This window comes from Glycomyces albidus, from assembly GCF_009451885.1.
Lineage (GTDB): Bacteria > Actinomycetota > Actinomycetes > Mycobacteriales > Micromonosporaceae > Glycomyces > Glycomyces albidus.
The window spans coordinates 24,153-40,656 of sequence record NZ_WIAO01000014.1; the positions used below are offsets into that span (position 1 = coordinate 24,153).

General features: G+C 71.4%; 11 protein-coding genes. 7 read left to right on the forward strand and 4 right to left on the reverse strand.

The features are described from left to right. The first annotated feature begins 206 nt into the window (after positions 1 to 206). On the forward strand, positions 207 to 677 hold the full coding sequence (locus GFD30_RS12875; protein ID WP_153025612.1) for a Dps family protein: 471 nt from the start codon (positions 207 to 209) through the stop codon (positions 675 to 677). 100 nt (positions 678 to 777) lie between these two features. Here GFD30_RS12875 and GFD30_RS12880 read toward each other — a convergent pair whose 3' ends face one another. After that, a complete protein-coding gene (locus GFD30_RS12880) occupies positions 778 to 2,184 on the reverse strand; it encodes an endo-1,4-beta-xylanase (protein ID WP_194201948.1) in 1,407 nt (468 codons plus the stop codon). A 238-nt stretch (positions 2,185 to 2,422) separates the two neighbouring features. On the opposite strand from GFD30_RS12880, the gene GFD30_RS26280 reads away from it, so the two are divergent. Continuing rightward, positions 2,423 to 2,890 carry a hypothetical protein gene (locus GFD30_RS26280; RefSeq protein WP_194201949.1) on the forward strand — a complete coding sequence of 156 codons (468 nt, stop codon included), beginning with the start codon at positions 2,423 to 2,425 and terminating at the stop codon, positions 2,888 to 2,890. A gap of 40 nt (positions 2,891 to 2,930) precedes the next feature. Here GFD30_RS26280 and leuS read toward each other — a convergent pair whose 3' ends face one another. Then, on the reverse strand, positions 2,931 to 5,744 hold the full coding sequence (leuS, locus tag GFD30_RS12890; RefSeq protein ID WP_153025615.1) for a leucine--tRNA ligase: 2,814 nt from the start codon (positions 5,742 to 5,744) through the stop codon (positions 2,931 to 2,933). 322 nt (positions 5,745 to 6,066) lie between these two features. On the opposite strand from leuS, the gene GFD30_RS12895 reads away from it, so the two are divergent. The 5 genes from GFD30_RS12895 to GFD30_RS12915 all read left to right on the forward strand — a co-directional run bounded on the left by GFD30_RS12895 (position 6,067) and on the right by GFD30_RS12915 (position 14,419). Beyond that, positions 6,067 to 7,065: an AAA family ATPase gene (locus tag GFD30_RS12895; RefSeq protein WP_153025698.1), complete on the forward strand. Its 999-nt coding sequence runs from the start codon at positions 6,067 to 6,069 to the stop codon at positions 7,063 to 7,065. Between the two features lie 2 nt (positions 7,066 to 7,067). Next, positions 7,068 to 8,312 (forward strand): DUF58 domain-containing protein, encoded by a 1,245-nt coding sequence (locus GFD30_RS27940; protein ID WP_153025616.1) that lies wholly within the window; start codon positions 7,068 to 7,070, stop codon positions 8,310 to 8,312. Then, positions 8,309 to 10,663 (forward strand): transglutaminase TgpA family protein, encoded by a 2,355-nt coding sequence (locus GFD30_RS12905; protein WP_194201950.1) that lies wholly within the window; start codon positions 8,309 to 8,311, stop codon positions 10,661 to 10,663. The genes GFD30_RS27940 and GFD30_RS12905 overlap by 4 nt, the downstream gene beginning before the upstream one ends. A gap of 9 nt (positions 10,664 to 10,672) precedes the next feature. Beyond that, entirely contained in the window at positions 10,673 to 12,430 is a 1,758-nt protein-coding gene (locus GFD30_RS12910) for a DEDD exonuclease domain-containing protein (RefSeq protein WP_153025618.1), read from the forward strand. A 273-nt stretch (positions 12,431 to 12,703) separates the two neighbouring features. Continuing rightward, positions 12,704 to 14,419, forward strand: a complete 1,716-nt coding sequence (locus GFD30_RS12915) for a RelA/SpoT family protein (RefSeq protein WP_227996197.1) — start codon at positions 12,704 to 12,706, stop codon at positions 14,417 to 14,419. An 82-nt stretch (positions 14,420 to 14,501) separates the two neighbouring features. On the opposite strand, the gene GFD30_RS12920 is transcribed toward GFD30_RS12915, so the two are convergent. Both GFD30_RS12920 and GFD30_RS12925 read right to left on the reverse strand, forming a co-directional pair. Then, positions 14,502 to 15,635, reverse strand: a complete 1,134-nt coding sequence (locus GFD30_RS12920) for a lipase family protein (protein WP_194201951.1) — start codon at positions 15,633 to 15,635, stop codon at positions 14,502 to 14,504. 242 nt (positions 15,636 to 15,877) lie between these two features. Then, positions 15,878 to 16,369: an SRPBCC family protein gene (locus tag GFD30_RS12925; protein ID WP_153025621.1), complete on the reverse strand. Its 492-nt coding sequence runs from the start codon at positions 16,367 to 16,369 to the stop codon at positions 15,878 to 15,880. Positions 16,370 to 16,504: the final 135 nt, after the last annotated feature.

The following is a 16,504-nucleotide window of genomic DNA, read 5'->3' on the forward strand; positions in this document are numbered from 1 at the left end:
TCGTTCAGGGATGCAGGTGGGCCGGGCCGCGATCGGCACGACTCGGATTAGTTTATCGACTGACCCAACAAATTGCGACCCGGGGAGCTGACTCTCCGCATCTTCCCCCGAACGGCGGCCGACCGCACGAGTTTGGCACCGGACGAGCCGGGTACGGCTACGATCGCCATTGTCAACCGCCGGAATTCTCTGCGAGGTGCACCGCCATGTCGACCGTCCGCTCGAGCCTGACCGACGAGAACCGCGACACGACCGCCAAGGCGCTCCAGGGCGCCCTGGTCGACCTGATCGACCTGTCCCTGGTGGGCAAGCAGGCGCACTGGAACGTCTACGGCAAGAACTTCCGGTCCCTCCACCTCCAGCTCGACGAGATCGTGCTGTCGGCGCGCAACGCCGCCGACCTGGTGGCCGAGCGCGCGATCGCCATCGGCGTCAGCGCCGACGGCCGCGCCGCCACCGTCGCCGACACCTCGTCGCTCCCCAAGATCCACGACGGGACCATCTCCGACACCGAGGTCATCTCGCTCATGATCGAGGCGTACACCTCGGTCATCGCCAACATGCGCGAGCGCATCGAGACGACCGAGTCGGCCGACCCGGTCTCCCAGGACCTCCTCATCGGCATCACCGCCGAGCTGGAGAAGCAGAGCTGGATGTTCCAGGCCGAACTCGGCTGAACACCCCTGCGGATTCCCCTGTCGCAGCCGGGGCCCGGGCGCCGATGCGCCCGGGCCCCGGCCTCTTTCTGCGAAGGGAGCTGGGTCTGGGACCGGCCGGTCAGGCCGGTGTGCAGGTCACCGTCGGCACGGACGCCGTGGAGCCGTTCGCCTTGGTGATGTTGAAGCCGAACGTGGTCGACTGCCCGGCGGCGAGGGTGCCGTTGTAGCCGACGTTGGAGCCGGTCACCGTGGCGCCGGTGAGGTTCCCCTGGATGCTCCAGGCGTTGGAGATCCGCTCCGAGCCCGGCCAGGTCCACGTCACGGTCCAGCCGGTCAGCGCCCGGTCGGCCTTGACGGTGGCCGCGTACGTCGCCCCGGTGTTCCACGGGCTCTGGACCGACAGCGTCGCGGTGCAGCCGTCGCCGGGGGGCGGCGGGGAGGTGGTGGTGACCGGGTCGGAGGTCGGCGGCTCGGTGGTGCCGTCGCCGAGGGCGTTCAGCACCGAGTTGTAGGCCGGCTTCTTCGAGAAGTCGTCGTTGAACAGCAGCGGCGCGCCCTCGCCCGGGAAGACGCCCGGGACCCAGGAGTCGCCGTCGCGCAGGCCCCACACGGTGACGCCGGTGCAGTCGGCGAGTTCGGCGCAGATGCTGACGACGCGCTCGTAGTCCTGCGCCTGGCGGGCCAGTTCGCTGCTGTCGGCGGGCATCCCGATGCGGATGTCGAGCTCGGTGATGCGGACCTTCAGCCCGAGGTCGACGAAGCGCTGGAGGTTCGCCTCCATCGTGGAGGGCACCTGGCCGAGGATGAGGTGCGACTGGAAGCCGACGCCGTCGAGCAGGCCCTGGCTCACCAGGCCCTGGGCGATCGTGTAGATCCGGTCGGACTTGGCGTTGTCGGCCTCGATCGAGTAGTCGTTGATGTAGAGGTCGGCGTTCGGGTCGGCCGCGCGGGCGGTCTGGAACGCGGTGGTGATGTAGCCTTCGCCCATGGCGCGCAGCCAGAACGAGTCGCGCATGGCGCCGTTGCTGTCGCTGACGACCTCGTTGACGACGTCCCAGGAGTCGACCCGGCCCTCGTAGCGGTTCGCGACGGTGTTGATGTGGTCGACCATGGCGGCCCGCATGGCGGTGCCGGAGAGGTTCTGCACCCACTGCGGGGTCTGCTGGTGCCACACGAAGGTGTGCCCGTGGACGGTCTGGCCGTTGTCCTCGGCGAAGTCCACGATCGCGTCGGCCTGGGTGAACGTGTAGTTCCCGTCGCTGGGCTCGGTCGCGTCCCACTTCATCGCGTTCTCGGCGGTGAGGGAGTTGAACTCGGTGGCGACGATGTTGCGGTACTGCGCGTTGTTCATGAGCTGGTCGTACGAGACGGCGACGCCGATGTCCTTGCCGATCTCGTCGGCGGCCCCGCGCAGCGTGGTCTGGGCGCCGGCGAACTGCGTCGAGAGCCCGATGCCGAGCGCCGCGGTCGCGACGGTGACGACCCCCGCGATCAGGACGCGACGGCGTTGACGGTGAAACAGCACGTGAAACTCCTCAAGGTGGTGCCGCGCCGTGAGGGAACGAGGCTGTGCGAAGTAGGGGGCCCGCCCGGGAGCGGAGCGCTCCCAGCGAGGTGAGCACAGCCTAGCGAATGCATTTACGTTGGTCAATACCGCTATATGTCGGCGGAGCGGGTGCGGCGGGCTGAGCCGCGGCGGAATAATCGTCACTATGACGCGAATAATACTCGTCATAGTGACGATAAGGCGATATCCTGCGAAGATGGAACCCCTGCAGACGAAACCCGTGTACCACCACCCGATCCCCCCGCAGATCGTCGGCGCGCTCGCGCTCATCGGCTGCGACGTCCTGTGGCTGGCGCTGGTCGCCGCCGCGGCGCTGATCCGCTCCGCCTCGGACCCGAACCCGCGACTGGCGCTGGCGCTCGCGGCCGCGGCCGCCGCGGCCGCCGCGGCGCACCTGGCGCTGGGGGTGTGCATCGCCGCCCGCCAGAACTGGGCCAGGATCGTCGAGATCGCACTGGGCCTGCTGACGTGCTTCCAGCACATACCCGTGGCGATCGGCTTCAGCTTCCTACCGGCGGTGGTCGGTCCCGGCCTCGTCGGCGGCGTCGCCCTCCCGGCCTACGGCGTCGTCGCCTTCTGCCTGGCCCTGCTCCTCCTGCTGCACAACGAGGCGGCCGAGGCGTACACGTACCGGGGCGGCGGCGGGAGACCGCCCGAGGAATGACGAAGGGCGGGTCCGGACCGGACCCGCCCTCGGTGCTCGGCTACTTGGCGACGATCGAGACCATCTTGCCGGCGACGACGATGACCTTCTTGACGTCCTTGCCGACCAGGTTCGCCGCGACCTTCTCGTCGGCCAGCGCGGCGGCCTTGACGGCCTCCTCGCCGGCGTCGGCGGCGATCTCGACGCGGCCGCGGACCTTGCCGTTGATCTGGACCGGGTAGGTCACGGTGTCCTCGACCAGGTACCGCTCGTCGGCCTCGGGGAAGTCCACGTAGGCGATGCCGCCGGTGCGGCCCAGGCGCTCCCACAGCTCCTCGGCGATGTGCGGGGCGATCGGCGCGACCATGGCCACCAGGGCCTCGGCGGCCTCGCGCGGCACCGGGTCCAGGCCGGTCAGGTGGTTGTTCAGCGTGATCAGCTTGGCGACGGCGGTGTTCATGCGCAGGTGCTCGTAGTCGTCGCGGACGCCCGCGATCGCCTTGTGCATCTCGCGCAGCGTCTCGGGCGAGGGCGGCACGTCGGCGACGGTGACCTCGCCGGTCTCCTCGTCGACGATGTTGCGCCACAGGCGCTGCAGGAACCGCTGGGAGCCGACGATCGCGCGGGTCTCCCACGGCTTCGAGTCGGCCAGCGGGCCCATCGACATCTCGTACACGCGGAAGGTGTCGGCGCCGTACTCGGCGCAGATCCCGTCCGGGGTGACGACGTTCTTCAGGGACTTGCCGATCTTGCCGTACTCGCGGTTCACCTTCTGGCCCTGGTAGGTGAACACGCCGTCGGCCTGCTCCTCGACCTCCTCGGCGGGGACGTACACGCCGCGGTCGTCGGTGTAGGCGTACGCCTGGATGTAGCCCTGGTTGAACAGGCGGCGGAACGGCTCGCGGCTGGAGACGTGGCCCAGGTCGAACAGGACCTTCTGCCAGAAGCGGGCGTACAGCAGGTGCAGGACGGCGTGCTCGACGCCGCCGATGTACAGGTCGACGCCGCCGACATCGCCTTCCCCGCTCGGGCCCATCCAGTAGGACTCGTTGGCGGGGTCGACGATCCGGTCGTCCGAGCGCGGGTCGGTGTAGCGCAGCTCGTACCAGGAGGACCCGGCCCAGTTGGGCATGGTGTTGACCTCGCGGTGGTAGGTCTTGGGACCGTCGCCCAGGTCCAGTTCGACCTCGACCCAGTCCTTGGCGCGGCCCAGGGGGGGCTCGGGCGCGGAGTCGGCGTCCTCGGGGTCGAACGTCTTGGGCGAGAAGTCCTCCATGTGCGGCAGCTCGACCGGCAGGTGCTCCTCGGGCAGCGCCACCGGCAGGCCGGTCTGGTCGTAGACGATCGGGAACGGCTCGCCCCAGTACCGCTGGCGGCTGAACAGCCAGTCGCGCAGGCGGAAGGTCGTCGCGCCCTCGCCGCGTCCGTGCTCGACCAGCCATGCGATGACGCGCTCCTTGGCTTCCAGGACGCGCAGGCCGTCCAGGAAGCCGGAGTTCACGGCCTCGCCGTCGCTGGTGTAGGCGGACTCGCCGTCCCACGGGGTCGCCCCCGCGATGACCTGGCGGATCGGCAGGCCGAAGGCTTTGGCGAACGCGAAGTCGCGCTCGTCGTGGGCGGGGACGGCCATGATCGCGCCGGTGCCGTACCCGGCCAGGACGTAGTCGGCGATGAACACCGGGATCGTCTCGCCGTTGACCGGGTTGGTCGCGTAGCCGCCGGTGAAGACGCCGGTCTTGACCTTGGCGTCGGCCTGGCGCTCGACGTCGGTCTTGGCGGCGGCCTCGGCGCGGTAGGCGGCGACGGCGCCGGCGGGGGTGTCGTGCCCGCCGGTCCAGGCGGCCGGCACGTCGGCGGGCCAGGTCTCGGCGGTCAGGGCGTCGACCAGCGGGTGCTCGGGGGCCAGGACCATGTAGGTGGCGCCGAACAGGGTGTCGGGGCGGGTGGTGAAGACGCGGATGTCGCCCGCGTAGGTCGCGAAGTCCGCGTAAGCGCCGGTGGACTTGCCGATCCAGTTGCGCTGCATGGTCTTCAGGGACTCGAACCAGTCCAGGCCGTCCAGGTCGGCCAGCAGCCGGTCGGCGTAGGCGGTGATCCGCAGCATCCACTGCTTCAGGGTGCGGGTGTAGACCGGGAAGTTCCCGCGCTCGGAGCGGCCCTCGGCGGTGACCTCCTCGTTCGACAGGACCGTGCCCAGGCCCGGGCACCAGTTCACGGGCGCCTCGGTGACGTAGGCCAGGCGGTGGCCGTCGACGATGCGGCGGCGCTCGACGTCGCTCAGCTCCGCCCACGGGCGGCCGTCGGGAGTGGGGCGCTCACCGGACTCGAACGCGGCGATCAGCTCGCCGATCGGACGGGCCCGGTCGGCGTCGGTGTCGTACCAGGAGTTGAAGATCTGCAGGAAGATCCACTGCGTCCACTTGAAGAACTCGGGGTCGGTGGTCGCGAACTCGCGCCGCGTGTCGTACCCCATGCCCAGGACCCGCAGTTGCTCCTTGTAGCGGGCGATGTTCTCCGCGGTGATCTCCGCGGGCTGGCGGCCGGTCGCGACCGCGTACTGCTCGGTCGGCAGCCCGAACGCGTCGAAGCCCATGGGGTGCAGCACGTTGTACCCGGCCATGCGCAGGTAGCGCGAGTACACGTCGGTGGCGATGTACCCCAGCGGGTGGCCGACGTGCAGGCCCGCGCCCGAGGGGTACGGGAACATGTCCATCACGAACTTCTTGGGGGCGCCGGCCCGCGGGTGGTCCGGCTCGGCCAGCGCACCGGCCGGGTTGGGGGCGCGGAAGGTCTGCTCGGCCTCCCAGCGCTCCTGCCAGCGCGGCTCGATCCGGTTGGCCATCTTGGCGTCGTAGCGGTGTGCGGGTTCGGTCATGGCTCGTCCTGGTGTCCTGAAGCGGCTCTGGGTTCGGTCGGCGTTCTCCGGGTACTGACCCTAGACAGCAAAAAACCCCAGACACGCTGGGGCTGCCGTGCTGGGACGCATCCCGCACGGCTACGTAAGGAGCTCGAATCGCCGAGTCATGCCCCTCAGTGTAGCCGAGCGGTCCCCTGGTGGCGCGTGACATACCGCTTGGGCGCGTCCGAGTAGGATGGCGGGAAAGCGGCGGTTCCGGCGCACGCCGTTCACCCACCTCACCGACTCCCCAGGAGGACCGTTGACCTTCGAGTCGTCCCCCGAGCAGCCCGACGGCACGATGCCGCTCCAGAGCACGGCGCAGGGTCAGGGGCCCGCTCCGCTCTCTCCGCAGGAGTTCAAGGCGACGGCCGAGGCCATCCTGACCAACGTCGAGTGGGTCATCGAGGGGAAGTCGCACACGATCAAGCTGGCGCTGGCGGTCATGCTCGCCGAGGGGCACCTGCTGCTGGAGGACGTGCCGGGCGTCGGCAAGACGCAGCTGGCGAAGGCCCTCGCGCGCTCCATCGACTGCTCGGTGCGGCGCATCCAGTTCACGCCTGACCTGCTGCCGTCGGACGTGACGGGCGTGAGCATCTTCGACCCCGAGAAGCGCGACTTCGTGTTCAAGCCGGGCGCGATCTTCGGGAACCTGATCCTGGGCGACGAGATCAACCGCGCCAGCCCGAAGACGCAGGCCGCACTCCTGGAGTGCATGGAGGAGCGGCAGGTCACCGTCGACGGCAACACGTACAAGCTGCGCAGCCCGTTCATGGTCATCGCCACCCAGAACCCGGTGGAGATGGAGGGGACGTACCCGCTGCCGGAGGCGCAGCGCGACCGGTTCGCGGCGCGCCTGGCGATCGGGTACCCCGACATCAACGCGGAGCTGGCGCTCCTGGACCGGCGCGAGGAGTACAACCCGCTCGACGCGCTGCGCCCGATCGCCGACGCGGAGATGATCGTGCGGATGATCGCGGCCGCGCGCGCGGTGCACCTGGCGCCGGAGCTGAAGCGGTACGTGGTGGACCTGGTCGCGGCGACCCGCACCAACGCGCAGGTGCGCCTGGGAGCGAGCCCGCGGGCGACCCTCCAGCTCCTGCGGTGCACGCAGGTGCTCGCGGCGATGGACGGCCGCGACTTCGCGCTGCCGGACGACGTCCAGCAGCTCGCCGTCCCGGTGCTCGCGCACCGCCTGATCCCCACGACGGAGACGACGATGGGCGGCGGCGACACGAAGGCCATCGTCTCGGACATCCTCAGGCACGTCCCGGTGGTGTCGCACCCGGGGAGGTTCTAGCCGTGGAGCTCACCGGGCGCGGCAAGACGCTGCTGGCGGTGAGCGTGGTCGTCGGCCTCACCGCCCTGGCCGTGGGCGAGGGCGACCTCCTGCGCGCCGCGGTCCTGGCGGCGATCGCCCCGCTGGGGGGCCTGCTGGTCCTGCGGTGGGCGCGGCCCTCGCTGGAGTCGAACCGGGTCCTCAACCCGGCGCAGGTCGAGGCGGGGCAGGCCACGCAGGTGCGGCTCGGCATCCAGAACACCGGCCGGAGCCGGCCGGCGGCGCTCATGCTCGAGGACCGCATCCCCTACCGGCTGGGCAACCGGCCGCGGCTGGTGCTCGAGCGGCTCGCGCCGGGGGCGCGCAGCGTCGTCAACTACACGATCACGCCCGGCTCGCGCGGCGCGTACGAACTCGGTCCGCTGACGGTGCGCACCTCGGACCCGTTCGGGCTGGCGGTGTCGGTGCAGGAGTTCCCGGTGACCACCGAGCTCATCGTGACCCCGCGGATCCAGCCGCTGCGGAGCCTCCTGCTGCCCGGCGGCGCCGGCATGACCTCGGGCGAGTCCGCGGCGCACACGGTCGCCATCAGCGGCAACGACGACATCGCGGTCCGCGAGTACCGCAGCGGCGACGACATGCGCCGCGTCCACTGGAAGGCCAGCGCCCACCGCGGGCAGCTCATGGTGCGCCGCGAGGAGCAGCCGTGGGAGAACAACGCCGCCGTCCTGCTGGACGTGCGGCGCGGCGCCCACCGCGGGGAGCTGTCGAGCTTCGAGTGGATGGTGGACGCGGCCGCGTCGGCGACGGTGCGGCTCTCGCGCGACGGCATCGACCCGTGGCTGATCACCGCGCACCGCGACTTCGAATGCCGCAAAGGCGATTACAGCCAGGCGATGCGGTACCTGGCGACCGTGGCCGCCGCGCCCGAGGCGCCGGTCGCGTCCATGGTGGAGAAGGCCCAGCGGGCCCGCTCGGTGTCCGGGATCGTCGCGTTCCTGGGGCACCTGACGCCGGAGGAGGCCGCCGCGCTGGGGCGGCTGGCGCGCCGGGGCGGGCACTGCACCGCGCTCGTGGTCGACCCGGTCCGGTGGATCCCGAAGGCGCCGTCGAGCCGCATCGACCCCCGCGAGCAGGTGTTCGCCCAGCAGCACGGCGCCGCGCTGGCGACGCTCGCGAGCGCGGGATGGCAGGTGATCCCGGTCGTGGCCGGGACCGAGCTGCGCCGGGTGTGGACCCGCCTGGGCGCGTGGAGGACTCTGGCATGAACGCACAGCGCCACGCCACCGTCGTGGCGGCCGCGACCCTGGCCCTGACGCTGACGCCGCTGATCGGGATCTTCGAGGGCCTGGGCTGGGCGTTCCCGGTGCTGCTGACGATCACGGTGATCGCCGTGGCCGGGTCGCTCATGCGCGCGGCCGGGCGCGGGCAGGGCCTCCAGACGCTCGCGATGGCGGCGGCGCTCCTGGTCGTGCTTACCGCCGGGTTCGGCGACGGCACCGGGCTGCTGTTCGTCATCCCGCTGCCGGCGACGTTCGAGAACTGGGCGTACCTGGCGCAGGAGGGCGTGGCCGCGATCATCGTGAACTCGCCGCCGGTGGAGGCCGGCGGCGGGATCATGTTCCTGACGATCCTCGGCGTCGGCGTCGTGGCGATCCTGCACGACATGTTCGTGGTGGGCCTGCGGACGCCGGCCCTGGCCGGGCTGACGCTGCTGACGATGTACCTGGTGCCGGTCTCGGTCGCGCCGGAGGCGACGGCCTGGTTCTGGTTCATCCTCCCCGCGGTCGCGTACCTGTGGATCCTCGGCGACGACAACCTCCGGCGGGTCTCCTCGTTCGGGCACCGGTTCACCGGCGCCGGGCAGCTCGTCGGCCGGTCGTTCCCGTCGCCGATGGCGCGGACGGCCCGCTGGTCGGCGACCGCGTTCGTGGCCGTCACGCTGCTGGTGCTGACCGTGGTGCCCGCCAACACGTCCGGGCTGATCGACAACGTCGCCGAGGGCATGGACGGCGGCGAGTCGTACGGCCTCGGGGACGTCAACCCGTGGGCGCAGCTCTCCGGTTCCCTGACCCGGCCCGAGGAGGTCGACGTGCTGCGGGTCGTCACGAACGACCCGAACCCGCGCTACCTGCGGATGCACGTGCTCGACGAGCTCACCAACGACGGGTTCGAACCCAACGACTACGACAGCCGCGAGTCGCTCGTGCTCGACGGCGAGGCCGAGGGGGACACCTACACCGCCGAGATCCAGAACCTCCGGCTCGAGGCGCCGGTGCTCCCGGTGTACGGGGACCCGGTGGACCTGGCGATCGACGGGAACTGGGACCGCGACGCCGACACCGACGTGATCATCGGCAGCGGCAGCGACATGGGCGACGTGGAGGACTACACGCTCACGTACGCCGATCCCGCGCCCGACGCCGAGACGCTCGCGGCCGCGGACGGCATGAGCCGCGACGACGCGCGCTGGGAGGCCAACACCGCGCACCCGGACGTGCCCGAGCTCGGCGAGATCGTCGCGGAGGAGATCGGCGGGGCCGGGACGGTCCACGAGAAGGTCCTCGGGGTCCTGCGGTTCCTGTCGTCCTCGAACGGGTTCACGTACTCCCTGGAGGTGCCCGACGCGGGCAACGACGAGGCGATCCTGGACTTCCTGGAATCGAAGCAGGGCTACTGCCAGCAGTACGCGGCCGCGATGGCGTGGATGCTCCGCGAGGCGGACGTGGCCGCGCGCGTCGTCGTCGGCATGTCCCAGGGCTCGCGCGTCGACGGCGACGAGTGGATCCTCACCAGCCACGACTACCACGCGTGGGTCGAGGTGTACTACGAAGGGCCCGGCTGGGTCACGTACGACCCGACCCCGGCCGGGGGCGTCCCCGGTTCGGTAAGCTTCCCGTGGGCGACCGATCCGGTCGAGGCCCAGGACCCGGCCGAGGAGCCGACCGAGAACGACATCACCCCCGACCCGTCCGCGGCGCCGACCGACGCGTCGGGACAGACCCTGCCGCCCGAGGAGGGCGCGAGCGAGGGGCCGTCCGCCGACGCGACCGGCGGCACGGGCGACGCGCTGCTGCCGTTCCACCCCGGATGGCTGGCGCTGCTGCTGCTCCTGGCGGTGCCGTTCGCGCCCGCGCTGTGGCGCGGGGCGCTGCGCAATCGCCGGCTGCGCGCGGGGAACCTGACCGCCGAGACCGCGTGGGACGAGGCGATGGACCTCGCCCTCGACTACGGCGTGTCCATTCCGGACTCCTACACGCCGCGGCAGGCCGCGGGCGTGCTCGGGACCGCCGCGCCGGGCGCGCGCGACGCCGCGACCGCGCTCGGTTCCGCGATGGCGCTCCACCGGTACTCCCCCAGGGGCGCCGATCCGGCCGGGCTCGCCGACGCCCTGCGCGACCTCTACGCCGAACTCGACAAGCGCGCCGAGCCGCGCGTCAAGTACCGGGCCATGCTCTGGCCGGCCTCGCTCATCGCGAAGCTGCGCGCCGACAGCGCCGAGCAGAGCGCCCGGATCTCGCGCCGGTCGGCGCGCACGACCGACCGGATGCGGTCGGCGCTGCGGCGTCCGCGACGTTCGAACAACCGCGGCAAGCGGGGTGTCACAGGCCGCGCCTAAGGTTGCGCCATGTACAGAAGCGGCGGACCGGCCGGCCGGGCGGACGACGGCGGCACTGGCTTCAGCCAGCCGACCCTCGACAGCTTCGGCACCCCGCTCCAGGAGGTCACGTTCTGCGTGGTCGACCTCGAGACCACCGGCCTCGCCGCCGACGCCTGCGGCATCACCGAGATCGGCGCCGTCAAGGTCAGAGGCGGCGAGGTCGTCGGCGAGTTCACGACCCTCGTCAACCCCGGCGAGTCCATCGACCCGCGCGTCACCCGGCTCACCGGCATCACCGACGAGATGGTCGCCGACGCCCCCGGCATCGAGACGGTCCTGCCGATGTTCCTGGAGTTCGCGCACGGCGCCACCCTCGTGGCCCACAACGCCGGGTTCGACATCGGGTTCCTGCGCCACGCCTGCGAGCTGACCGACACCCGCTGGCCCCGGCCGCCGGTCGTCGACACCGTGGTCCTCGCCAGGCGCCTCACCGAGAAGAGCGAGATCCCCAACCGCCGCCTCGCCACGCTCGCGCGGCTGTTCGGCTCGCCGGTGACCCCGAACCACCGGGCCCTGGACGACGCCCGCGCCACCGTCGCGGTCCTCCACGGGCTCATCGAGCGGGCCTCCGGCCACGGCGTCGTCACCGACGCCGAGCTCAACGAGTTCTGCCGCGCGATCCCCTCCGAGCTCCAGCGGCGCAAGCGCCACCTCGCCGACGGCCTGCCGCACGCCCCGGGCGTGTACATCTTCCGCGACGCCGACGACCGGGCGCTCTACATCGGCGTGTCGGTCGACGTGGCCGCGCGCGTCCGCAGCTACTTCTCGGCGGCCGAGCAGCGCCGCCGCCTGCGGGACATGCTCGCCTCGGCCGAGCGCGTCGAAGTCGTCGAGTGCGCCCACCGGCTCGAAGCGGGCGTGGCCGAACTGCGGCTCATCTCCGGCGGGAAGCCGCCGTACAACCGGGCCGCGAAGTTCCCCGAGCACCGCAGCTGGGTGCGCCTCACCGAGGAGCCGTACCCGCGGCTCCAGGTCTCCCGCAAGCCGCCCGCGCCCGGCACGCCCCGGCTCGGCCCGGCCTCGGGCACCCAGGCCCAGGCCGCGATCAGCGCCATCGAGGCGGCCCTGCCGATCCGCTCGTGCCGCACCCGCCTGTCCCCCAAGAAGCTCTCGCCCACGTGCGTGCTCGGGGAGATCGGCAGGTGCGCCGAGCCGTGCCGCCACTCGGTCACCGTCGAGGAGTACGCCGCGCTCGCCGAGCGCGCCGCCCGCGCCATGGACGGCGACCCGTCCCCCATCGCCGAGGCCGTCGGCGAGCGGCTCGCGGAGCTCGCCGGCTCCGAGCGGTTCGAGGCGGCCGCTGAGCGCCGCGACGAGCTCGCGGCCTACCTGACCCTCGCCGCGGCCTCCCAGCGCGTCAGGAACTTCGTGGCGGCCGGGGAAGTGGTCGCCGCCGGCCGCGCCAAGGGCGGCGGCTGGGAGGTCGCCGTCATCCGGCACGGGATCCTCGCCGGGGCCGTCAAGACCCCGCCGCGCGCCGACCCGATGCCGTACATCGCGAAGCTGCGCCGGACCGCCCGCGTCGTCGAACCCGCCGACGACGTCCTCGACGCGGCCCACGCCGCCGAGGCGCGGCTGCTCCTGGAGTGGATCGCCCGGCCCGAGGTGCGCCTCGTCCTCGTCGAGGGCACCTGGGCCAGCCCGCTCGCCGGCGCCGAGCGCTGGCAGGGTGCGATCCACCACGACCCGGCCCGCGGCCGCCGCGGGCCGTCGACCACATGGTGAGACGACCGCCCCGACGCTCCGCTGCCCCAAGGGAACGCACGGTTCCACCCTCCGAAACCGGCCCCGGGCGCGAAACGGACGTGAGTCGTCTCGCATTCATTTGCGGCGCTTGCGGTTTCGGCTGACACACCCGTTCCGGTACGCTGAGTCATCCACTCATTCCGGCCGCCCTGCCGAAATCCGACAGTGTCTAGTGTCGATTCTCTCCAGGAATCGTTGTACATCTAGAATGCGGTCAACCTTGGGCATCGGAGGCTGTACATGTTGCGCGCATTGCTTTCGGCTACTCGGACTGCCAGACCTGACGACCCGTGGGACCTCGCGGGGAAGGTGGCGCAGCTCGAAGCGGCGCACCGTGCGCACTTCGCCCAGCCCGACATGCTCCTGGTCCGCCGCGCGTACCGGATCGCCGAGCAGATGCACCGGGGCCAGGCGCGGCGCTCCGGCGAGCCGTACATCACCCATCCGATCGCGGTCTCCACCATCCTCGCCGACCTCGGCGTCGACACGCCCACGATCGCGGCCGGGCTCCTCCACGACACCGTCGAGGACACCCCGTACTCCCTCGAAGCGCTCCGCGGCGACTTCGGCGACGAGATCGCCGTGATGGTCGACGGCGTCACCAAGCTCGACAAGATCCACCTCGGCTCCGCCGCCGAGGCCGAGACGTTCCGCAAGCTCGTGCTCACGGCCGGACGCGACATCCGCGTCATGATCATCAAGCTCGCCGACCGGCTGCACAACATGCGGACCATCAAGTTCAAGAAGCGCCCCAGCCAGATCCGCATCGCCGAGGCCACGAAGGACGTCCTCATCCCCCTCGCCGACCGCCTCGGCCTGTACGTCATCAAGCGCGAGCTCGAGGACATCGTCCTGGAGACCCTCGAGCCCGAGGTGTTCCAGCGGATCAAGGAGCACATCGGCTCCGACACCGACCGCAAGCGCCAGGTCGAGGCGATCGCCCCGCAGGTGCGCCGGGCCCTGCGCGAGTTCAAAGTGGCCGCGCGGCTCCTGGACCGGCCTCGGCACCCGTACTCGGTGTACCGCGAGATGCAGAAGCACCCGGGCACCGGCCCGGCCGACCCGCCGCGCATGGTCATCGTCGTCGACGGGCCCGCGACGGACTGCTACGCCGCACTCGGGGCGATCCACAAGCTCTGGAAGCCCGTGGGCGGCAAGTTCCGGGACCTCATCGCCGCCCGGAAGTTCAATCTGTACCAGTCGATCCACACCGCGGTCATCGGCCCGGGCGGCCAGTCGATCGAGTTCCTCATCCGCACCCGCGAGATGCACGAGACCGCCGAGGTCGGCATCGTCGCCGGGCTCCGCCAGTCCGGCGGGGACCAGATGGAGATCCAGCTCCCCTGGCTCCAGCGGCTCCTCGACTGGCAGCACGAGGTCGCCGACTCCGGGCAGTTCCTCGACTCGCTCCGCTGCGACCTCGCCGACCAGGACATCCTCGTCTTCACCGGCGACGGCGAGCAGCTCACGGTCCCGAAGGCGTCCACCCCGGTCGACGTGGCCTACTGCTCCGGCCCCTCGAAGGGCCACCGCCTCATCGCCGCGTACGTCAACGGCGAGATCGCGCCCCTGTCGCGGCCGCTGCGCGACGGCGACACCGTCGAGCTGGTCCTCACCGCCGAGCAGCCGTACGGGCCCTCGAAGCAGTGGCTGGAGCACGCGAAGACCCCCGAGGCGCAACTGCACATCAACGACTGGTTCGCCGCCGCCGACGACCTCGACTCCACCGACGAGCTGCCGGTGATCCCCATGCAGCGCTTCGAGGACGAGCTCAAGGCCGGGAAGAACCGCCTCTGGCGGTCGCTGATCGCGCGCGGCCGCGGCCTCGCCGGGGAACAGCCCCTGCACGGCGTCGCGTCCTCGCTCGGCTACCCCGACCTCGACTCGCTCTACCTCGCCCTGGCCCGCGAGAAACTCGACCCGGACGAACTGGCCGAGAAGCTCATCACCACCGTCGACCGCTTCTAGGACGACAGCCCTTTCACTGCGGGCGAGCAGGCCGATTCGCGCAGCGGCGCATGAAGACCGGTGATCGGTGACCTTGCGGGACCTATTCGAGGAACGCCGCGAGCCAGTCGAGCACCATCGGCTCGGCGGCGGCCAGCACGCTGAAATGGTCCTCGCCGGTGAGCGGCACGAACTCGACATCGGCGCCGCCCCCCTCGAGTTGGGCGGCGGTCAACTCGGTGAACTGCCAAGGCAGTCCATCGGTGGTTCCGTGGACGATCCGAATCGGCTCGGTGTGGCCGGCGGTCGGTATCTCCTGCGCGGCGAGCAGTTCGCGCATCTGGGCCATGGCCGCCGGCGCATCGGTGAAGACATCGGCGTTGGTGAGTGCTGCTGTCTGAGCCGCCATCTGCTCGGTGCAGCGTTCGCCGGCGGCGGCGACGAGCGCGAGTCCGGCCGGGGTGAACCAGTCGGCCGGTTGGTACTGGCCCGGGTGGGTTGCGGCGAGGGCGGCACCGAAGTAGGGCATGAAGACGTTGACCGGGAACCCAGGGTCGTCGGCGGGCGCCGAGAGCAGCAACTGGAGCTGAGTGACCGGCGCGATGGCGATCGTGCCGACGTGGTCGAGCTCGGGAGCGTAGTCGGCGGCGAGCGCGCTGGTGTGGAGCGCGCCGTGACCGCCTTGGGAGTAGCCGACGGCGGCCCAGGTGCGGGAGGCGATGCCGATGTGCTGGGCGACGCGAACGAGGTCGATCGCGCTGTAGGCCTCGGAGGGGCCGTGGATGCCGGGGTTGGGACCGGGAGTGCTGACGCCTTCGTAGTCGGTCTCGGCGACGGCCCAGCCGGCGGCGAGCAGGGACTCCAGGAGCGGCGTGGCGAACGGGGGGTTGCCGGCGATCGAGGGGGCGCACTGCTCGGCGGTCCCGCTCGCGCCGGGCAGGAGCGCCGCTATGGGCCATCCTCCGGCAGGAGGGCGACCGGACGGGAAGGTGATCGTCCCGCCGACGATGTTGCGGGTGCCGTCGAATGAGGTCGAGGTGTACTCGACTCGCCATGCCAATCCGGCGCCGTCGAGGCGCAGGTGGTCGGGCAGCCAGGAGAACTCGGTGGGGGATCCCGGAGGCGGCCCTTGATGCGCCGAGGCCGCGTGGGGGACCCCGAACCCGAGCAGCGTCAGGCAGGCGGCGAGCACCAGCCCGAGGAACCGCGCAGCGCGCGACGGACGAAGGCCGAGCATCGATCTCCTCGAGGGCGAAGCGAGCCGGGCGGAGGCCCGCATGAGGACAGTGCCTCCCTCAATGTATCGACAATGCTCGATTCAAGCAATCGTTCGTCCAGCCGGTCGGGGCCTGTTCCCGCTACGCCGGCGACGCGGCCCGGCACGCCGCGCTCAGGAGTTCGCGGGCGCGCTTCGCCGCGGCCGGCTGCGGGCCGGATCCCCCTCCTCGCCTTCCGGGCCGCGCTCCCGCTCGGTGCCCGTCAGCGCTCGAAGAGCGCCGCCATCTTGTCGAGGACCTGCTCCTGGCCGGCCTTCGACAGCTCCGCGACCTGGACGGACCGGTAACCGGACTCCTCGACCGTCACGCGGGTGACCGCGTCGCCGAGCGGTTCGAAGGTGACGACGTGGGGCACCGCCTCGGGGATCCCCTCGGGAAGCCCGAGTTCACTGCGCGGCACCGGCGCGCCGGTCTCGTCGGCGAAGCGGGAGTCGAACTCGATGCGGTGCGGCTCCTCGATCCGCCGGTACGTCCAGGTGTTGTACAGGACCGGGCCCTGCGGCCCCTGCATGCCGACCAGGGTCGTGCCGCCTTCGCGGAAGTCGACCTCGGCGACCGGGGCGGTCCACCCGTCCGGGCCCCACCACCGCTTGATCGACTCGGGATCGGTCCAGGCCCGCCACGCCTCCTCGATCGGGGCGTCGAGCTCTCGGGCGATCGCGAAACCGCGCTCGGCGGGCGTCTCGGTTGTCATGGGTGCGAACCTTCCTGCGATGCGTGTGCCGCGGGCGGGCACGCTCGCGCCGCGCCCGCGGCGGTGTCACCGGTTCTGACGAGACGCGGCGACCGGATTCATCGCGGGCGCACGAGAACGGGCCCCGCCATCCGG